At 39.5% G+C, this 16,210-nt stretch carries 17 protein-coding genes; 5 read left to right on the forward strand and 12 right to left on the reverse strand.

Going from position 1 to position 16,210, the window contains the following annotated elements; genetic code table 11:
• The first annotated feature begins 58 nt into the window (after window positions 1-58).
• The 5 genes from JXQ92_RS12410 (at window position 59) to atpC (ending at window position 4,732) form a co-directional block, all read left to right on the forward strand.
• On the forward strand, window positions 59-1,264 hold the full coding sequence (locus JXQ92_RS12410) for an ATP-binding protein (protein ID WP_421986938.1): 1,206 nt from the start codon (window positions 59-61) through the stop codon (window positions 1,262-1,264).
• 32 nt (window positions 1,265-1,296) lie between these two features.
• On the forward strand, window positions 1,297-1,614 hold the full coding sequence (locus tag JXQ92_RS12415; RefSeq protein ID WP_421986939.1) for a hypothetical protein: 318 nt from the start codon (window positions 1,297-1,299) through the stop codon (window positions 1,612-1,614).
• Between the two features lie 12 nt (window positions 1,615-1,626).
• Entirely contained in the window at window positions 1,627-2,865 is a 1,239-nt protein-coding gene (locus JXQ92_RS12420; protein WP_421986940.1) for a 6-bladed beta-propeller, read from the forward strand.
• A gap of 98 nt (window positions 2,866-2,963) precedes the next feature.
• Entirely contained in the window at window positions 2,964-4,475 is a 1,512-nt protein-coding gene (gene atpD, locus JXQ92_RS12425; RefSeq protein ID WP_421986941.1) for a F0F1 ATP synthase subunit beta, read from the forward strand.
• A gap of 8 nt (window positions 4,476-4,483) precedes the next feature.
• Entirely contained in the window at window positions 4,484-4,732 is a 249-nt protein-coding gene (gene atpC / locus JXQ92_RS12430) for an ATP synthase F1 subunit epsilon (RefSeq protein ID WP_421986942.1), read from the forward strand.
• Between the two features lie 64 nt (window positions 4,733-4,796).
• Here atpC and JXQ92_RS12435 read toward each other — a convergent pair whose 3' ends face one another.
• The 12 genes from JXQ92_RS12435 to JXQ92_RS12490 form a co-directional block, all read right to left on the reverse strand.
• On the reverse strand, window positions 4,797-5,294 hold the full coding sequence (locus tag JXQ92_RS12435) for a hypothetical protein (protein WP_421986943.1): 498 nt from the start codon (window positions 5,292-5,294) through the stop codon (window positions 4,797-4,799).
• Between the two features lie 93 nt (window positions 5,295-5,387).
• Entirely contained in the window at window positions 5,388-5,963 is a 576-nt protein-coding gene (locus JXQ92_RS12440; RefSeq protein WP_421986944.1) for a hypothetical protein, read from the reverse strand.
• Window positions 5,964-6,199: 236 nt separating this feature from the next.
• Entirely contained in the window at window positions 6,200-6,502 is a 303-nt protein-coding gene (locus JXQ92_RS12445; RefSeq protein WP_421986945.1) for a hypothetical protein, read from the reverse strand.
• A 4-nt stretch (window positions 6,503-6,506) separates the two neighbouring features.
• Entirely contained in the window at window positions 6,507-6,938 is a 432-nt protein-coding gene (locus JXQ92_RS12450; RefSeq protein ID WP_421986946.1) for a hypothetical protein, read from the reverse strand.
• A 159-nt stretch (window positions 6,939-7,097) separates the two neighbouring features.
• Window positions 7,098-7,616: a helix-turn-helix domain-containing protein gene (locus JXQ92_RS12455; RefSeq protein ID WP_421986947.1), complete on the reverse strand. Its 519-nt coding sequence runs from the start codon at window positions 7,614-7,616 to the stop codon at window positions 7,098-7,100.
• An 84-nt stretch (window positions 7,617-7,700) separates the two neighbouring features.
• On the reverse strand, window positions 7,701-8,390 hold the full coding sequence (locus JXQ92_RS12460) for a hypothetical protein (protein WP_421986948.1): 690 nt from the start codon (window positions 8,388-8,390) through the stop codon (window positions 7,701-7,703).
• A 37-nt stretch (window positions 8,391-8,427) separates the two neighbouring features.
• On the reverse strand, window positions 8,428-9,153 hold the full coding sequence (locus JXQ92_RS12465) for an RluA family pseudouridine synthase (protein ID WP_421986949.1): 726 nt from the start codon (window positions 9,151-9,153) through the stop codon (window positions 8,428-8,430).
• Window positions 9,153-10,733 (reverse strand): peptide chain release factor 3, encoded by a 1,581-nt coding sequence (locus JXQ92_RS12470; protein ID WP_421986950.1) that lies wholly within the window; start codon window positions 10,731-10,733, stop codon window positions 9,153-9,155. The genes JXQ92_RS12465 and JXQ92_RS12470 overlap by 1 nt, the downstream gene beginning before the upstream one ends.
• Window positions 10,734-10,828: 95 nt before the next feature.
• The gene (locus JXQ92_RS12475) at window positions 10,829-12,940 is read right to left on the reverse strand and encodes a c-type cytochrome domain-containing protein (RefSeq protein WP_421986951.1); all 2,112 of its coding nucleotides are present in this window, start codon (window positions 12,938-12,940) and stop codon (window positions 10,829-10,831) included.
• On the reverse strand, window positions 12,937-13,719 hold the full coding sequence (locus tag JXQ92_RS12480; protein WP_421986952.1) for an FN3 associated domain-containing protein: 783 nt from the start codon (window positions 13,717-13,719) through the stop codon (window positions 12,937-12,939). The genes JXQ92_RS12475 and JXQ92_RS12480 overlap by 4 nt, the downstream gene beginning before the upstream one ends.
• A complete protein-coding gene (locus tag JXQ92_RS12485) occupies window positions 13,716-14,771 on the reverse strand; it encodes a 6-bladed beta-propeller (RefSeq protein ID WP_421986953.1) in 1,056 nt (351 codons plus the stop codon). Before JXQ92_RS12485 ends, JXQ92_RS12480 begins: the two co-directional genes overlap by 4 nt.
• On the reverse strand, window positions 14,755-16,209 hold the full coding sequence (locus JXQ92_RS12490) for a DUF1501 domain-containing protein (protein WP_421986954.1): 1,455 nt from the start codon (window positions 16,207-16,209) through the stop codon (window positions 14,755-14,757). Before JXQ92_RS12490 ends, JXQ92_RS12485 begins: the two co-directional genes overlap by 17 nt.
• Window position 16,210 lies beyond the last annotated feature (1 nt).

Raw genomic sequence — 16,210 nt, forward strand, 5'->3', positions numbered from 1 at the left:
GCTTTTATTTTGCACATACTTCGAAATAGAGGTTGATTTTTTTTCGTTAGTTTATTGCATGAAAAATCCTTTCAAAGGTTCTTTCAATATCGATTTTTATTCGAATCAGTCCACCATAAAGTGGATTGTATTGGTTGTGGCTATAATAATTGGCGTCGGTTCAATTATCTATACGAACAGCTTGGTAGCAAAATTGAAAAAAGGAGAAGAAGAGAAAATACGGCTTTGGGCAAAAGCTGTTGAGTTTTCCAGTTCTCCAGATGCTGACCCATCCGCACTCACTTTTATATCATTAAACCTGATTACACCAGATAATACACTGCCCGTTATCGTCATTGACTCTGCCACGCAAGAAATCAACCAGGTCATGAATGTAAAAGAGGGTTTAGCTTCACAAAAACGTGTTTTGAACAAAATGCGTAAGGAAAACCCACCGTTTAAAATCCTAATTCGAAATGGAGAAGGTGGCACCATTTCAGATGTTCAGTACGTCTATTTCCGGAATTCTTACCTCTTGCGGCAACTGGGCACCTATCCTTATGTGCAATTATCGGTAATCGCCATTTTCGCCTTCATAGCTTATTTAGCCTTTAGTTATTCTCGCAAATCGGAACAAAATCGTGTTTGGGTAGGTATGGCCAAAGAAACTGCACACCAATTAGGTACACCACTCTCTTCTTTGATCGCTTGGGTAGAGTATATGAAGGGCATGGCTGAATTGGAAGGTCGAGACGATATCATCATTGAATTGGGAAAGGATATCAAGCGCTTAGAAATGATTACAGAACGATTTTCAAATATTGGTTCAGTTCCAGTGCTTAAAAGTCAAAATGTATTTGATGTAATTGATAGCTCATTGAATTATCTGAAGTCCCGTGTTTCGTCTAAGGTTAAGTTTAATATTAACACAGAAGATAAAGGCATAGAAGCTCAGTTAAACAAGCCCTTGTTCGAATGGGTGCTAGAAAATATTGTGAAGAATGGAGTAGATGCCATGAGCGGAATTGGTCACCTTAATGTTACGATAGGGGAGCTTTCCCAAGAACAGATTTTCATTGATATCTCTGATGATGGGAAAGGTATAGTGAAGGGCGGCACTAAAGACGTATTCAAACCAGGTTTTACCACTAAGAAAAGAGGCTGGGGATTAGGGCTTACTTTGGTGAAGAGAATCATCGAAAATTATCACGAGGGGCGCATTTTTGTCAAATCTTCACAAGCCGATGTCGGTACTGTTTTTCGAATTATTTTGAATAGACAATAAGTTTAAGTTATATTTATATAAAACTTATTATTATGAAGGATACTCGTATATTTATATTAGCTCTAATATTTTTTATTGGTCCATGTTATAGTTTCAATACCAATTCTTTTGAATTGGGTCAAAAGGCCTTCGCCGAGAATTCTGATTGGGGTTGGTATGAGAGTTACACGATAACTGTGATTGAAACTCGTGATTTCCATGGAGCGGATGGGGAGATGTGTTTTGCTGAGATAGAGAGCTCTTATTCAGGTTATACTTGTGAGTATGCCGATAACATCTGTAACCCAGTGGCGTCAACGCATAGGAAGAGTGTAATGATCGCATCTGCGTGTATTGAATTGGTGGAATAGAGTTTGTGTTTTATGGAGTACACCTTTATTTGTAAAAGGTTCGCCATTCTTTGGTTGAGCCTTTTATGTTTTATCTCATGTCAGAATGAAAAAGAGAATATTGATTTAGTTAGAGTATCAGAAGTTGATACCATTCGTGTTGATTTTCATAGAAAGGATGTTTTATACTCGGAGATCATACAAGAGGATGTTAAGGTTCTATATTTAAAGACTCACGAGTCAGTCTTGTTTTATGTCACTAAACTGGTCTTTTCTGAAGATAAGATTTACATTTCAGACAAAAACAATGATCAGATTTTCTGCTTTAATTTGGCTGGAGATTTAGTCTTCAACATTCATAAACCCGGTTATGGGCCAGAAGAATATGTCAAAATTGATGACTTCGGTTTAAATAATAAAGCTCAAGTCATAGAAGTCTTGGATACTAGGCGTCAGAGGGTTGCGCAATACGATATCAATACTGGAGAGTTTCGAAGTGCCGTAAATTACCCCTTCTACACTAAAACTTTTACACCTCTTCATGGTGGAGGTCGATTGTTTCACAACAGTTCAATACCAAACAGTAACTTCGGGAATAGTGATTATGATAATCGCATGGCTTTCGTGACAGATTCATCGAATAATTTATTGAAAGGATACTTTCGTCAGTCCGAAAAAGGATTAGATAAAATTCGACTTGTGACTCAGAGAAACATCTTTCCTAGTTATAATTCTCAAATCTTAAACTATATTCCTTTGTATACGAATATGGCTTATCAACCCGATACGATGAACGGTTTATTAAGGCCGGCCTACTTTCTTGATTTCAAAGAGAAAAGTCTGAAGGATGGAGTATTGAAATCTTTCAATCAACCCATGGGAACCTTTGATGCATATATTGCCGAATCTGGTTTAGTCTATTCTATATCTAATTTTTTGGAGGCAAAAAACTCAATTTATTTTGATTTTTACTTGTCTGGTCTAAAGTACAAAACGATTTACGAGAAGTCCACGGGTAAAAGCTTGACTTATAGGAGTTTAGTTAGGGGTCAGGGTAATTTCCGTATTGACCCTGTAAGCGTCTATAAGGATTATCACGTAACCGTTTTATCCGAAGAACAAGTATCTAGTGTTCTTAGTTATTTTGAAAATCGATTCTCAGAAGATCAATTGAGAGAAATTTCTGATTATCAAATGTACAAGGGAACGGCTAGGCAAAATGTAAACAGAAACCCCATCTTAATTTTCTCAAAATATAGGTCGATAGATTAGAGAATTATTGTTCTCTAGAACTTTGCTTTAATACATTATAGATTTACCTTTGCCCCCAGAAAAATTAATCGCATTTTTCCTTTTACAATAAAGAACAAATGGCAAACCTTGGAAAGATCACGCAGGTAATTGGTCCTGTTGTAGACGTTAGTTTCGATGCAGCTGAATCAAAACTACCTAACATTCTTGACGCGTTAGAAGTAACCAAAGAGAATGGTCAAAAAATTGTTTTAGAATGTCAACAACATCTTGGAGAAGATAGAGTAAGAACCATCGCTATGGATTCTTCTGAAGGTCTTACAAGAGGAATGGTCGTAACCGATACAGGTTTAGCCATTTCAATGCCAATTGGTGATGACATTAAGGGTAGACTCTTCAACGTAGTTGGTGAGGCTATCGATGGTATAGCACAACCGAAAGGAGAGCAGAGACTACCTATTCACAGAGCTGCTCCTAAGTTTGAAGACCTTTCTACTTCAACTGAAGTTTTATTCACAGGTATCAAAGTAATTGACCTTATCGAGCCTTATGCAAAAGGTGGTAAGATTGGTTTGTTTGGTGGTGCTGGTGTAGGTAAAACAGTATTGATCCAAGAGCTAATCAATAACATTGCAAAAGGTCATGGTGGTCTTTCAGTATTTGCCGGTGTTGGTGAAAGAACGAGAGAAGGAAATGATTTGCTTCGTGAGATGATTGAATCTGGTATCGTAACATACGGTGAAGAATTCAATGAGTCTATGGAGTCTGGTGGATGGGATCTTTCATCGGTAACTAGTGAGAAACTTGCCGATTCAAAAGCAACCTTCGTATTCGGTCAAATGAATGAGCCTCCAGGTGCGAGAGCAAGAGTAGCCCTTTCGGGTCTTACTATTGCTGAATACTTCCGTGATGGCGAAGGAGATGGTCAAGGAAAAGATATCCTTTTCTTTATCGATAACATCTTCCGATTTACGCAAGCAGGTTCTGAAGTATCGGCTCTTCTAGGTCGTATGCCTTCAGCGGTAGGTTACCAACCAACTTTGGCTACAGAAATGGGAGCCATGCAAGAAAGAATTACGTCGACTAAGAACGGTTCAATTACATCTGTACAGGCAGTATATGTACCTGCAGATGATTTAACGGATCCTGCTCCGGCGACAACATTTGCTCACCTTGATGCAACAACTGTACTTTCAAGAAAGATTGCTGAGCTAGGTATTTACCCAGCGGTAGATCCATTGGATTCTACATCAAGAATCTTAACGGCTGACATCTTAGGTGATGAGCACTATAATACCGCGCAACGTGTTAAAGAAACACTACAGCGTTATAAAGAACTTCAAGACATCATTGCGATTCTTGGTATGGACGAACTATCTGATGAGGATAAATTAGTTGTAACAAGAGCAAGACGTGTACAAAGATTCCTTTCTCAACCATTCCATGTTGCTGAGCAATTTACTGGATTGAAAGGTGTGCTTGTAGACATTAAGGATACCATCAAAGGATTTAACGAAATTATGGATGGTAAGCATGATGACCTTCCAGAAGCTGCTTTCAACTTGGTAGGAACCATTGAAGAAGCTAGAGAGAAAGGTGAGAAGTTATTGGCTGAAGCTGCCGCTAATTAAGATCGACTATGCTATTAGAAGTTGTAACACCCGACAAGAAAGTATTTGAAGGCGAAGCGTCTTCAGTAATATTTCCTGGAAGTGATGGAGAGTTTCAAGTACTCGATAATCACGCACCAATGATCAGTGCCTTAGGTAAAGGTAGAATGACAATTTCTGCTTCAGGTAAGCAGGATGTAGTTGTTATTGATGGCGGTGTTGTAGAAGTGTTGAACAACAACGTAATTGTTTTAGCAGAGTCTGTGATTGAAGACTAAGAAATCATTCAATATATAAAAGGAAAGCCCTGACGAAAGTCGGGGCTTTTTTTATTACTCTTTTTTAATTCTCCTCTGCCTTATATTCAATCCGAAGATTTGGGAATTCTTTCTGGTAATCTTCCATCTCGTGGGGGTCATAATGATTCCCTATAAGAATTAAATGCTTCAGGCTCTTGAGTGCTTTTAGCTTACTAAGCTCTTCGGAGAGTTCTAATTTGTTAAACGATAAGTTTAGTATTTCTAAATGCTTAAGTTGTATAATCGACTCTTGAAGTGTTTTAATGTCTAGGTCAGCTAGAATTAAAGACTTTAGACGTTTCAGCTTTCCAACTTTGTCACTTAATTCCCAATAAGGTGGCGTAAATTCTACAGTTTCATACCATGACAAAGGAGGATGAGTACCCCATTTCGTTTTTGGTCTAGTTTTTTGAATAGTAAGTCTTATCAGTTCTGCGTTGTTCCAGAGACTATCAGGGATTTCCTTGGTGCTTAATTCGTCTAATATTAAAATGATTGATCCTTCCCTTAATTCATCTCCAAAATAACCCTTTGAGTTCATATCTTGAGTTGCTACTTAGACTGTATTGTAAGCAGAATAAGAAAAATCATGGGGGCAAAATTCATTATTGTGTAATAGTGAAAGGTCGAGTTATTATTTTTGAGTTAAGCTGATTTTGGAGATTATTGGATCTTCATAATCACTATTAAATTGATTTTGAAGTATGTTGACTCGATAATTATAGTCTAGTTTCCAAAGTAGCCTTGTAGAAGGCGAACCAAACGGCTCTAGATATTTCTCTATTATTTGTTCATAAACTTTGACGCTATTAGCACTGAATTTAATGTGTCGTTCAGGAAGTTCAAAAGCAACCACTCTCTCATCAATTATACTGTAATATTTAGGGTAAAAAGGCATTAAATTATTATGAGTCTTATTTGGATGAGCAAATGACACTGAGATATTGTAAGTCCTGACAGTGTCGATTCTAGCACTGCCTATACCAGAGCCTTCACTGACCATCCAATCAATTCCAACATTTAGGTAACCAAAGCCTTTAGCAAATAGAGTGTCATTTTTACTTTCCAAGGTTAAAATTGATTTGATTGATTGAATTAGTAGGGTATCTTCTATCGTGACATATTGAATATCAGCTTTAAATGTTTGAGCATTAGTTAGTTGTGTAGAGTAAATAAGTGTGCTTATCAAAACTGCTTTTAAGTAATTCATTAGTTTATCTTCTTACAAGTTTTATCAATGTCACCTAATTTCTTATTAAAAAAATACTTAGTTCCGCCATATTCACCAATGGCAGCAAAACCATTTACCAAATGTTTTAGCAGAATCTGTATTCAAAGACTAAGAATTGATTCGATATATAAATAGAATCCTGACGAATAGTTAGGGCCTTTTTTCAAAGGCATTGTCATTTATTCCAATTGTTTAATCTGAACTAAATGATTGTGTTAGATTTCTAGTACTACTAATATGAGCAGAGTAATAGTTGTGAGAAGATTTCCAATTAGGCTCAGAACAATTTTATTTCTAAAAATAGGCTCTTTTAAATCTAAAATAGTCACTGCAATACGACCAGCATATAGAAATAAGCCAAAGTTTATTCCTAACGGAATTAATGATAGTCCAATATAACCTTCTGGAATAAAATCATTTCGAGATAAAGAATAGATTATAAACCCGATAACCAAAATCGTATTGGTTGAAAGTATTAGTTTCTTTAATCTTTGGTTCACTAGATAATGCTCTTCCATATTTTTAATAAACACATTGAACAAATTCGTAAATCATCAAACCAACTCCTATCCAGCCGAGGTATCTTTTGCCAATATGCTTTAGAGCCCCGATCATAGTTTCAACTTTGGCGGCTGCAATATTATTCTTAAGTATTTCTTTTATTGAGCTTATACCCACTGCTGTAGCTGCACAGTGTAAGATTCTTTCCCAATCGATGTCTGATACTGCTCCAGATTCTGCATAATAACTAATGCTTAATGCTAACGAAAGTTGTACTAGCTGTTCGTTATTCAGGTTGTCTATTTCTGACACCATCTCAATTTGCTCACTATTAGTCATTTCTAGGTAAAATTCTGAATTGTAGATTATCTCTTTCATTTCATTGTGAATCACTTGTCCATTATCAATCATTGGTCTCAGAATCTGAGTGAGATCTGAATTAGTTGAGCTCATACTTTCGTATGCGGAACCTGATTCATTCAATGTATTGTTTTGATACCCTTCAATTTCTTGTATTACCGCGAGGAATGAATTCTCATCTAAGGCAAGGTGACTAATATAAAAAGTTTGGAAATATAGAAACCCTGATAAGCTTGCTTCGTCAGGGTTTTTTTATGCTTTTATAGCTGTAGATTTTCTAAGGATAAACCCTGATCCAAGAATAAGTAAAAAGAACGCTACATGTAGGATAATAGCAATCTCTAACCCTCCAGACCAGCCTTCGAGTTTAAAAAATTGCGGAATCATTATGTTTATTGTAAATGCAATGATGTCCAAACCGATCAGACTGGAAAAGTACTTTTTCACCTCATTGTTTTCTTGAGTCTTGTAGGTGATCCAACTGATGATCATCGCAGAAATAGGAAATATCAGATAGGCAATCCCATTAATCAAAGCGTACTTCTTATGTGGAATTTTGTCATTAAAATTTGAACTTACTCCAGAGGGTACTTTTGTAAGAAGTTCGATCTCAACTTCTAATGATTTAGCCAGGGTTTGCAGGGTTTGAATTCTAGGTTCTGCCTCTTCATTCTCTATTCTCTGAATTGTTCTGAGACTGACACCAGAGATGGTGGCTAAGCCTTCTTGTGAAAGCCCTTTGGTTATTCTTATATCTTTGAGACGATTCATGTTTCAATAATAACATCTATCATTATTTAAACCACATCTAGCCCTAAACAGCTCTACGTCAAATTACGTCATATCAGTAATTCATCACTTTATATATGTCAATGCTACATTCATTGAACCATAAAGGAAATGATCCTGTGCAATCATAACGCCCGTGGGTAGGGTAAGGTAGTTTTCCCAGGTGAATTCCATTCCGCCGATGGGTAGAATAGATGCCCACATTTTAATCGCGACTGGCTTGTAGTCTTCTCCTAAAATCCAGAGATAAGAATCGCCCGGTGTACTACCGCCAGTGGTATAAGTTACTTTTAAAGCCTGGCTACCATCTTTGAGCGTTATGATGCTTCTTTCAACTCCAGGATCAAATACTTTAAAAGGAGCATAAAGCCAAAAGCTATCATTATTGAAGAAGTTATACGCAGTTTCAATTAGAGCATCGAATTGGTCGGCAGAATATTCATTCTTACTGCTAACAACTAAGCCTGATTCGGTTCTGGTGTTGAGAATAACTTCATAATCATCCCACCTTACTTTTACCACATCGGCAGCCTTATCCCATTCATATGAATGCGTTCCCCTAAAAGTCCAACTGATTTTTTCTGTAAGCTCCCAAGCCTCCATATTCAAGGCATTGGTCATTTTTTCAGCAAGGGAATCTGCTTCTGGCGAAATCTCACCTTCAGGTAATTTTTCATTTAATACCACATAGCCAACAAATAGAATGATAATCAAGCTGAGGAATATAATACTGACAATTCGAAGCGTCTTTTTCATGGATTTGGCTATTAATTCAACTAAAAAGGAGTTGCCTCTAGTACATTTTATCGACGTACTTATCTTTTACTTTTATATCGTCAAGCGTAAGAAATTGCTCCCAAAACTGATCAGTTGGTAGTCCTGCGGTTATAATTAGTGGTTCTTTCTTTACAGGGTGCTCAAAATATAATCGGCGTGCATGCAGATTGATGCTTTTGTCAGGGTTTGGTTTCGAAAACCCATAACGCAAGTCACCACGAATAGGAGAGCCCATTTCCGCAAGATGAACTCGAATCTGATGCGGTCTTCCCGTCAAAGGTTCAACTTCTATTAAATGGTGGTTATTTAGCTTCCCCATCCATTTGAAATTCGTTTCCGCTTTTAGTCCACCTTCTACAGGCTCAGCATAAGCGGTCGTAACATTTCGTTTGGTATCTTTTACTAGCCAACTGACTAATTTCCCTTTCTTCTGAGGGGGATGCTTTTTCACAATCGCCCAATAAGTTTTTTGAACTTTCCGGCTGGCAAATATCTTATTCATTCGCTCCAGCGCCTTCGAAGTTCGGGCAAAAACAATCACGCCACTTACGGGCCGATCTAATCGATGAACAGGATGAAGAAAAACGGCTCCTGGTTTTTTGTACTTCTCTTTGATGTAATCTTTGCAGTGCTCTACAAGCGGTTTATCTCCAGTAGAATCTCCTTGAATAAGAATTCCGGCAGGTTTGTTGACAATCAGCAAGTGATTGTCTTCATATAGTGGTTGAACAATCTTTTCCATTAAAACTCGCTTGTAAAGTGGAATTCAATATCTGGGAAGTTGTCTTGAACCATCTGCAACCATGCTTTGGATTCAGCCATGAAAACAAGTTTCCCATCCTTGTCACGGGCAATATGTCGTTGTTTAGAACGAATGAATTCATCTAGCTTTTTCTCGTCGTTAGACGAAATCCAGCAGGCCTTGAAAAGTTGCATACCCACAAATTCTACTGTAGCACCATACTCATGTTTAAGCCTGTGTTGGATAACTTCGAATTGCAGTTGACCAACAACGCCTACAGCCTTTCTGCTTCCTAATTCGAAATTGAAAAGCTGCGCTACACCTTCATCCATAAGTTGCTTAAGCCCCTTTTCAAGCTGCTTGGTCTTCATCGCATCCTTATTGATCACTTCCCTGAATATTTCAGGAGAGAAGCTCGGAATACCTCGGTATACACCGTTTTCACCATCAGTGAGTGTATCACCTATTTTGAAGTTCCCAGTATCATATAAACCGATGATGTCGCCAGGGTAAGCCTCATCAATCGTCTCTTTGTCTTGCGCCATAAAAGCGGTCGCTTGAGAGATTCTAAATTTCTTGTCTTGACGTGTATGGTAATAATTAGACCCACGTTCGAACTTCCCAGAACAAATTCTGAGGAAGGCGATTCGGTTCCTGTGTTTAGGATCCATATTGGCGTGTATCTTGAAAACAAAGCCTGTAAAGGCCTTATGATCCGGCACAATTTCACGCTCATCCATCATTCTAGCGATCGGTCGCGGAGAGATTTCAAGGAAGGCATCGAGTAACTCTTTAACACCAAAATTATTTACCGCAGAACCAAAGAAAACAGGGGCAACGTCACCTCTGAGATAGGCATCCACATCGAGAGGGCCATATAAGTCCAATAGCATCTCGGCATCTTCGCGAAGTTGTGCAGCATGTGTTTCGCCAATATATTCTTCTAATCTTGGGTCGTTTAAGTCTTCTAATTTGGTTGCCTCTTCATGAAGTTGCTGCTGTTTGGCTTTAAATAACCTTAAGCTTTTGTCGTAAAGGCTATAAACTCCTTGAAAGCTCTTGCCCATACCGATAGGCCAGCTTAAAGGGTGAACATTAATGCCCAGTTTACCTTCGATTTCATCCAATAGATCGTAAGGATCTTGTCCTTCGCGGTCTAGTTTATTGATAAAGGAGATCACAGGCGTTTTACGCATTCGGCAAACCTCCATAAGTTTTTCAGTTTGAATCTCAACGCCCTTTACACAGTCAATGACCATGATCACGGAATCCACAGCCGTTAAAGTTCGGTAAGTGTCTTCTGCAAAATCTTGGTGACCCGGTGTATCCAGAAGGTTGATTCTTTTGCCTTCATATTCGAAAGCCATTACGGAAGTAGCAACGGAAATACCTCTTTGCTTCTCAATATCCATCCAATCCGATCGTGCATGCATGTCGATCTTGTTCGACTTTACCGCTCCGGCTTTTTGAATGGCTCCCCCAAAAAGAAGCAACTTCTCTGTTAAAGTAGTCTTACCCGCATCAGGGTGACTTATTATACCGAAAGTTCTTCTTTTATCTATCTCCTGCGCTAAACTCATTGCAACCAATTTGAGCTGCAAAAATAGCTAAAAAATGCGATTGAATGATGATAATCGTTTCTTCAATAACAAATGAAATAGGGAACTACTAATGCCTACTGAAATGCAATTTCATCAATGAAGAGCCAAGCTGGCGTGTCTTTTCCAGGATGCCATTCGGGCAAATTTCCATAGTTTTTGGCGATTACCCTTAGGTACTTTATTTCTTTAGCAGGAAACGCTAGCTGATGGATCAGCATATGTTTTGGTCCTGGTCCTTCAGGCGGTGTTATTTCGAGCGTTTGAAGTTTTACTAAGCCGTTTGCCTCAGTGCCTCCCCATACTTCGAGGGCGGTAGGAGGGAAAATCCACGAACCTGTATCATCCATTGTGCTGATAAATACTGACTCAAGTGTTCTTTTTTCGCTCAACGTAACATTGGCAACCATGTCGTCACCATTAAAGCCAAGCCATTGGCCATCGCGGAAATTCTCACTGCCTTTGGTTAAATCGAAAAGCGTTTCGATTCCTTTTGCCTTATAAGACCTTTTCGGTCCGAACTGTAGTGATTTAGCCGCGAGCGAATTGGGTTTTACTTTAATAAAGGCCTGTTCAGTTCGCGGACTGTCTTCCCATCCTTCTTTTTTAGCGAATACAGAAAGCTTAGTACTTCTTGTAAGTCGAATTTCTTTGGTTTTCAATAACTGTGGATCTTCACTACCTAATTGATAGTAAATTTCTGTTTCGGATAAGCTATATGGCACTTCTATGATCATTTCATCGCTAAAGAAGGTCGATTCATATACCATCTGAGGGGCATTGAGTTCGGCTTTTGTAAAGTCCGAATCAGTGGAGAGGCCACCATTAATAGCAATATCAGGAAAATCTATTTGAAGCGTTTCAACATCTTCCTCGGTAACGGCAGATTTCCAAAGGAAAATTTTCGAAAGGTTATCGAGTTTCAACATTTGACCGGCACCTTTTTTCGAAACTTTAGTGCCGTAAAGGTTTAAATAATCTAGGTTGTTTAGCTTTTTGATGGCACTTATCATATCATCGTCGACTTCGGTATTATCTAGGTAAAGCCTATTGAGGTTTTCGTATTTGGCTACCTCTTTTAGAATCGCTTTATCAACATTGCTACTCCCTAAATCGAGCGTGTAAATTTGCGCTCTAATTCCGCGAAGAGATTTCATTTCAGTTACGCTGAGCGAGTCATGCTGACCAATATAAACCTCTAGATAAGGCTTGTCTTCCTCAATCTGCTTTACACTGATTTTGGTTGTGTTGAGTTCAGCGATTTCGTTAGCGGACACATAATCAATGTCTATTTCCTCTTCAGGGGCGAAATAGCTGGCCAGGGTCGCTTGTATAGCATCATCGGCAGGCACCTCATTGACTAATTGTTCGAAAGAAGCGCCGTTTTCTACCCACCATGAAAGCATTTTTACTTCCTCATTGGTCATTTGAGGTTTTCCTTTCGGTGGCATATGTTTTTTATCTTCTGAAGGAAGCAATAAGTGACTGATTAAAATGCTGTTTTCTAAATCACCCGGAATAAAAATTGCCCCAGTTTCCCCACCTTTTAGCATATCATCTCTCGAGGCAAGTGACAATGATCCTTTTAGCTTATTAGGATTGTGACAACTCTCACATTTCGACTTCAATAAAGGTTGTACGACTTGTGCAAATACTGGTGCGGTAGGTTCTAATGTCATTACCTTTTCTTCATCGAAAACTTCGGTAAGAAAGCTTTCGCCATGAGTGAGCGAAGCGCCATAATGTCCTGTTACGATGATTACTAAACAGGCGACACCAAACAATGGTAGATAGTAATTTTTGGAGGCCAAATAACTTTTACCCGTGTAAATGATAGTCGCTAACCAAGACATGGTCAGTCCCAGCCATTTATGTAGTTCGAAGGTTTGCCCCGAGTAGTTGGCACCTGAGGATAGTAGGAAGCCAGCCAATGCACTGACATAGGCAGTAGCAGCACCAGCAATCAATAGAAATTCAGCAGGCTCTTTCCAGTTGGGTTTTCTTTTGCCATAAATCTCGAAGATGAAGGCCACCAGCAGCAATACTAAAGGAAAATGAAGCAATAATGGGTGTAAACGTCCTACAAATTGGAAAAAGACGGGAGGTTCAGCAAATGGTACTAAGTAGAGTAAACTTAGTAGGGCATTGCCAGCCAAAAGAGAGATATTTAGTCCTTTTTTTAAGCTCATTGCTGAATAAATATTTCATCAATAAACAACCAACCTGGTTGGCCTTTGCCAGGATGCCAGTCTGGAATGGAAGAGAGGGGGCTAATTGTGATGCGCACATACCTGTAAGGTCCATCCATAATCAAACGCCAGAACGTCTTGTAGGCTGTTTCACTAGAGATCATCCCAATCATCCCAATTCTGGTTTCCTGTTCAAATTTTTTCCCATCAAGTGAATGTGTATAGCTGAGGTATTCAGGCCTCATGATCCACGAGTCTGGACTTACAAGGGTATTCAATACAATCTTTTCTTTTTCAACGATCTTGCCTAAATCAATATCTATCGTGATGGGTCCCTTGTTGTAACCTACCCAACGACCGTCCCGAAAGTTGAAGGAGCCTGCCTTTTGGTCATTCAATGTTTTGGCTCCTTCGGCCATATAGGTACCGCTAGGTTCAGGGCTAAGTTTGATTGAGGCTAGTGGAGCCGTCATTTTGAAAAGGTCCAGACGAACAGTTTTCGAAGCCTGAAAACCATTTTTGAATGTTTTTACTTTGATCGTTGTAGATTTTTTGATTGTTAGTGGCTTTTTGTAGCGTTTTGATCTTTGATTAGGCTCACTATCATCTAATGTGTAGCGAATCACAGCTCCCTTTAAATCGAATTCACAGCGAACGATAGCACTATTTTCAAAGAAGCTTTCTCCCTCAACTTTCACTAATGGCTTTGCCAACTGATACTCTTGTCCGGTCAATAGGAATCCTGAACATAACATAACAAGCATCAATATTCTTTTCATATCCTATTCAGTTTATAGGGGTAAATGTGCCCTGAATTCCATTGGGCAACATATAGGTTTTCGTCATCATCTACGCATACATCATGAGGGTATAGGAACACTTTCATCGTTTGATACAACTCGTCTGGCTTTCCTCCGGAATAAGTAGGGTCGCTTCCTGCCAGATTGGAGACCACTTTATTCTCTTTGTCCAGAATGGTAACAAAGCCCGAAGGATCGTCACCATAAGCTCTCGATTTTAAAACTGCGGCATACAGATAGTCCCCTTTAATAACGGGCCTGCACACATAGGCGCCGGGTAGGGGGATAGTTTCCAAGTATTCTCCTGATAGCGTGTATTTCTTAAAAGCGTTTTGCTCGCGTGCGGATATAATCAGTGTAGGGTTTGCTGCGTTTCTAGTATCCAAACAAATACCATGTGCATTTTGAAGGTTTTCCTCGCTATTACCTCTTCCACCAAATGAACGGATGAATTTTCCTCCATGATCGTATTGGGTGATCCACTGTTCACCATAACCATCAGCCACATAAATATCCCCATTTGGCCCTATAGCCACTTCAGTGGGTACATACTGTTCTGGTTTTTCATAGTGACCCGATTCTTTAGGGTAATCTAGGGTCATGACTACCTTACCATCTATCGTAGTCTTTATCACCTGGTGTCTGTTGTTATCAGAGATAAAGAGAAAATCCTCTCCATTTTCTTTCGAAAGTGTCAATCCATGAGCGCCAGGGTATTCTGTGCCCCACGATTTCAGGAGCTTGCCCGATTTATCGTACACGAGCACATTGTTTTTTGTTTCGTTGGTTAATAAGAGGATTCTGCCTTGGGAGTCTTGCACCATTTCGTGGCAGTCTTTAACAGGGTATTGTTTTGGATTAAGTTTCCCCCAATTAGTGTCAATGGTATAACGATGCGAGTTATGGCCTAAAATCAAGTCATCCGTACGGTTGGGAACAATCAAAGTAGGCATAGTCGCAATACCCGCTGCCGCTGTCAAAGATCGTTGTACAAAAGCCCTTCTGTTCATCATCTTATGCAAGAATATCATGAATGATTCTACCACCAACATCTGTCAGCCTGAACCTTCTTCCCTGATATTTATAGGTTAGTTTTTCGTGATCGATACCCAATAAGTGAAGCATAGTTGCTTGAAAATCATGTACATGAACTGGGTCTTTGGCAATATTGTATCCAAAATCATCTGTTTCGCCATAAGAAATACCCGGTTTTACACCACCGCCTGCCATCCAAATGGTAAAACATCTTGGGTGATGATCTCTTCCATAATTAGTTTCAGTAAGTGCGCCTTGTGAGTAATTAGTTCGACCGAATTCGCCACCCCAAATCACCAAAGTATCATCTAGCATACCCCGTTGTTTCAAATCAAGAATCAGTGCTGCCGATGCTTGGTCTACGTCTTTTGCTTGCTTTTCAATAGCACCGGGCAGGTTTTCGTGCTGATCCCAACCCATATGATACAATTGAATAAAGCGTACATCACGTTCTGCTAAACGCCTAGCCAAAAGGCAATTTGCTGCAAAGGTGCCCGGCTGTGCCACGTCTGCACCATACATTCTGTAGATATGGTCTGGCTCTTTCGAAATATCCATAGTTTCAGGCACCGAAGTCTGCATACGGTATGCCAGCTCATATTGTGCTATTCTGGCGTTGATTTCAGGATCGCCAAATTCAGCAGAATGTATTGAATTCAATTGAGATAAATGGTCGAGCATACTGCGGCGATCCATCTTAGACATACCTTTGGGGTCTTTTAAGTAGAGTACGGGGTCTTTTCCAGAACGGAATTGCACTCCTTGATGTACCGAATTTAAGAAACCATTTCCCCACAATCTTGAATAAAGCGGTTGACCTTGCGGCCGTCCGCTACCACGCGATAATAGCACCGAAAAGGCCGGTAAATTATCATTGTCACTCCCCAAACCATAACTCAGCCAAGACCCCATACTCGGTCGGCCGGGCTGTTGCGATCCGGTTTGAAAGAAAGTGATCGCTGGGTCGTGATTAATAGCTTCTGTATGAACACTCTTAATAAAGCAGAGGTCATCGACCACTTTCGAAGTATAGGGCATAATGTCACTCACCCAAGCACGGCTTTGCCCATACTGTTTGAAGTCAAAAATTGATCCGGCTAGGGGAAAGTTCTTTTGCCCTGAAGTCATACCCGTTAAGCGTTGTCCATTTCGAACAGATTCTGGCAGTTCTTCGCCATTCATTTGCCTAAGAGTCGGTTTATAATCGAAAAGTTCTAGCTGAGAAGGGCCACCGCTTTGGAATAGATAAATCACCCTTTTAGCCTTTGGCGCTATGTGCCTAAAATCTTCAGGACCTGGAGTTCTTGATCCACCAAACAGATTTTTGGGGGAGAGTAGCGACGCTAAACCCAAGCCACCCAATCCAAGACTTGCTTTCGATAGAAAGTGCCGCCTGTTCATGTTATAATGAAAATCTTGCTCTTCTTTATGCATC

It is taken from the genome of Roseivirga sp. (assembly GCF_049099775.1).
Classification (GTDB): domain Bacteria; phylum Bacteroidota; class Bacteroidia; order Cytophagales; family Cyclobacteriaceae; genus Roseivirga.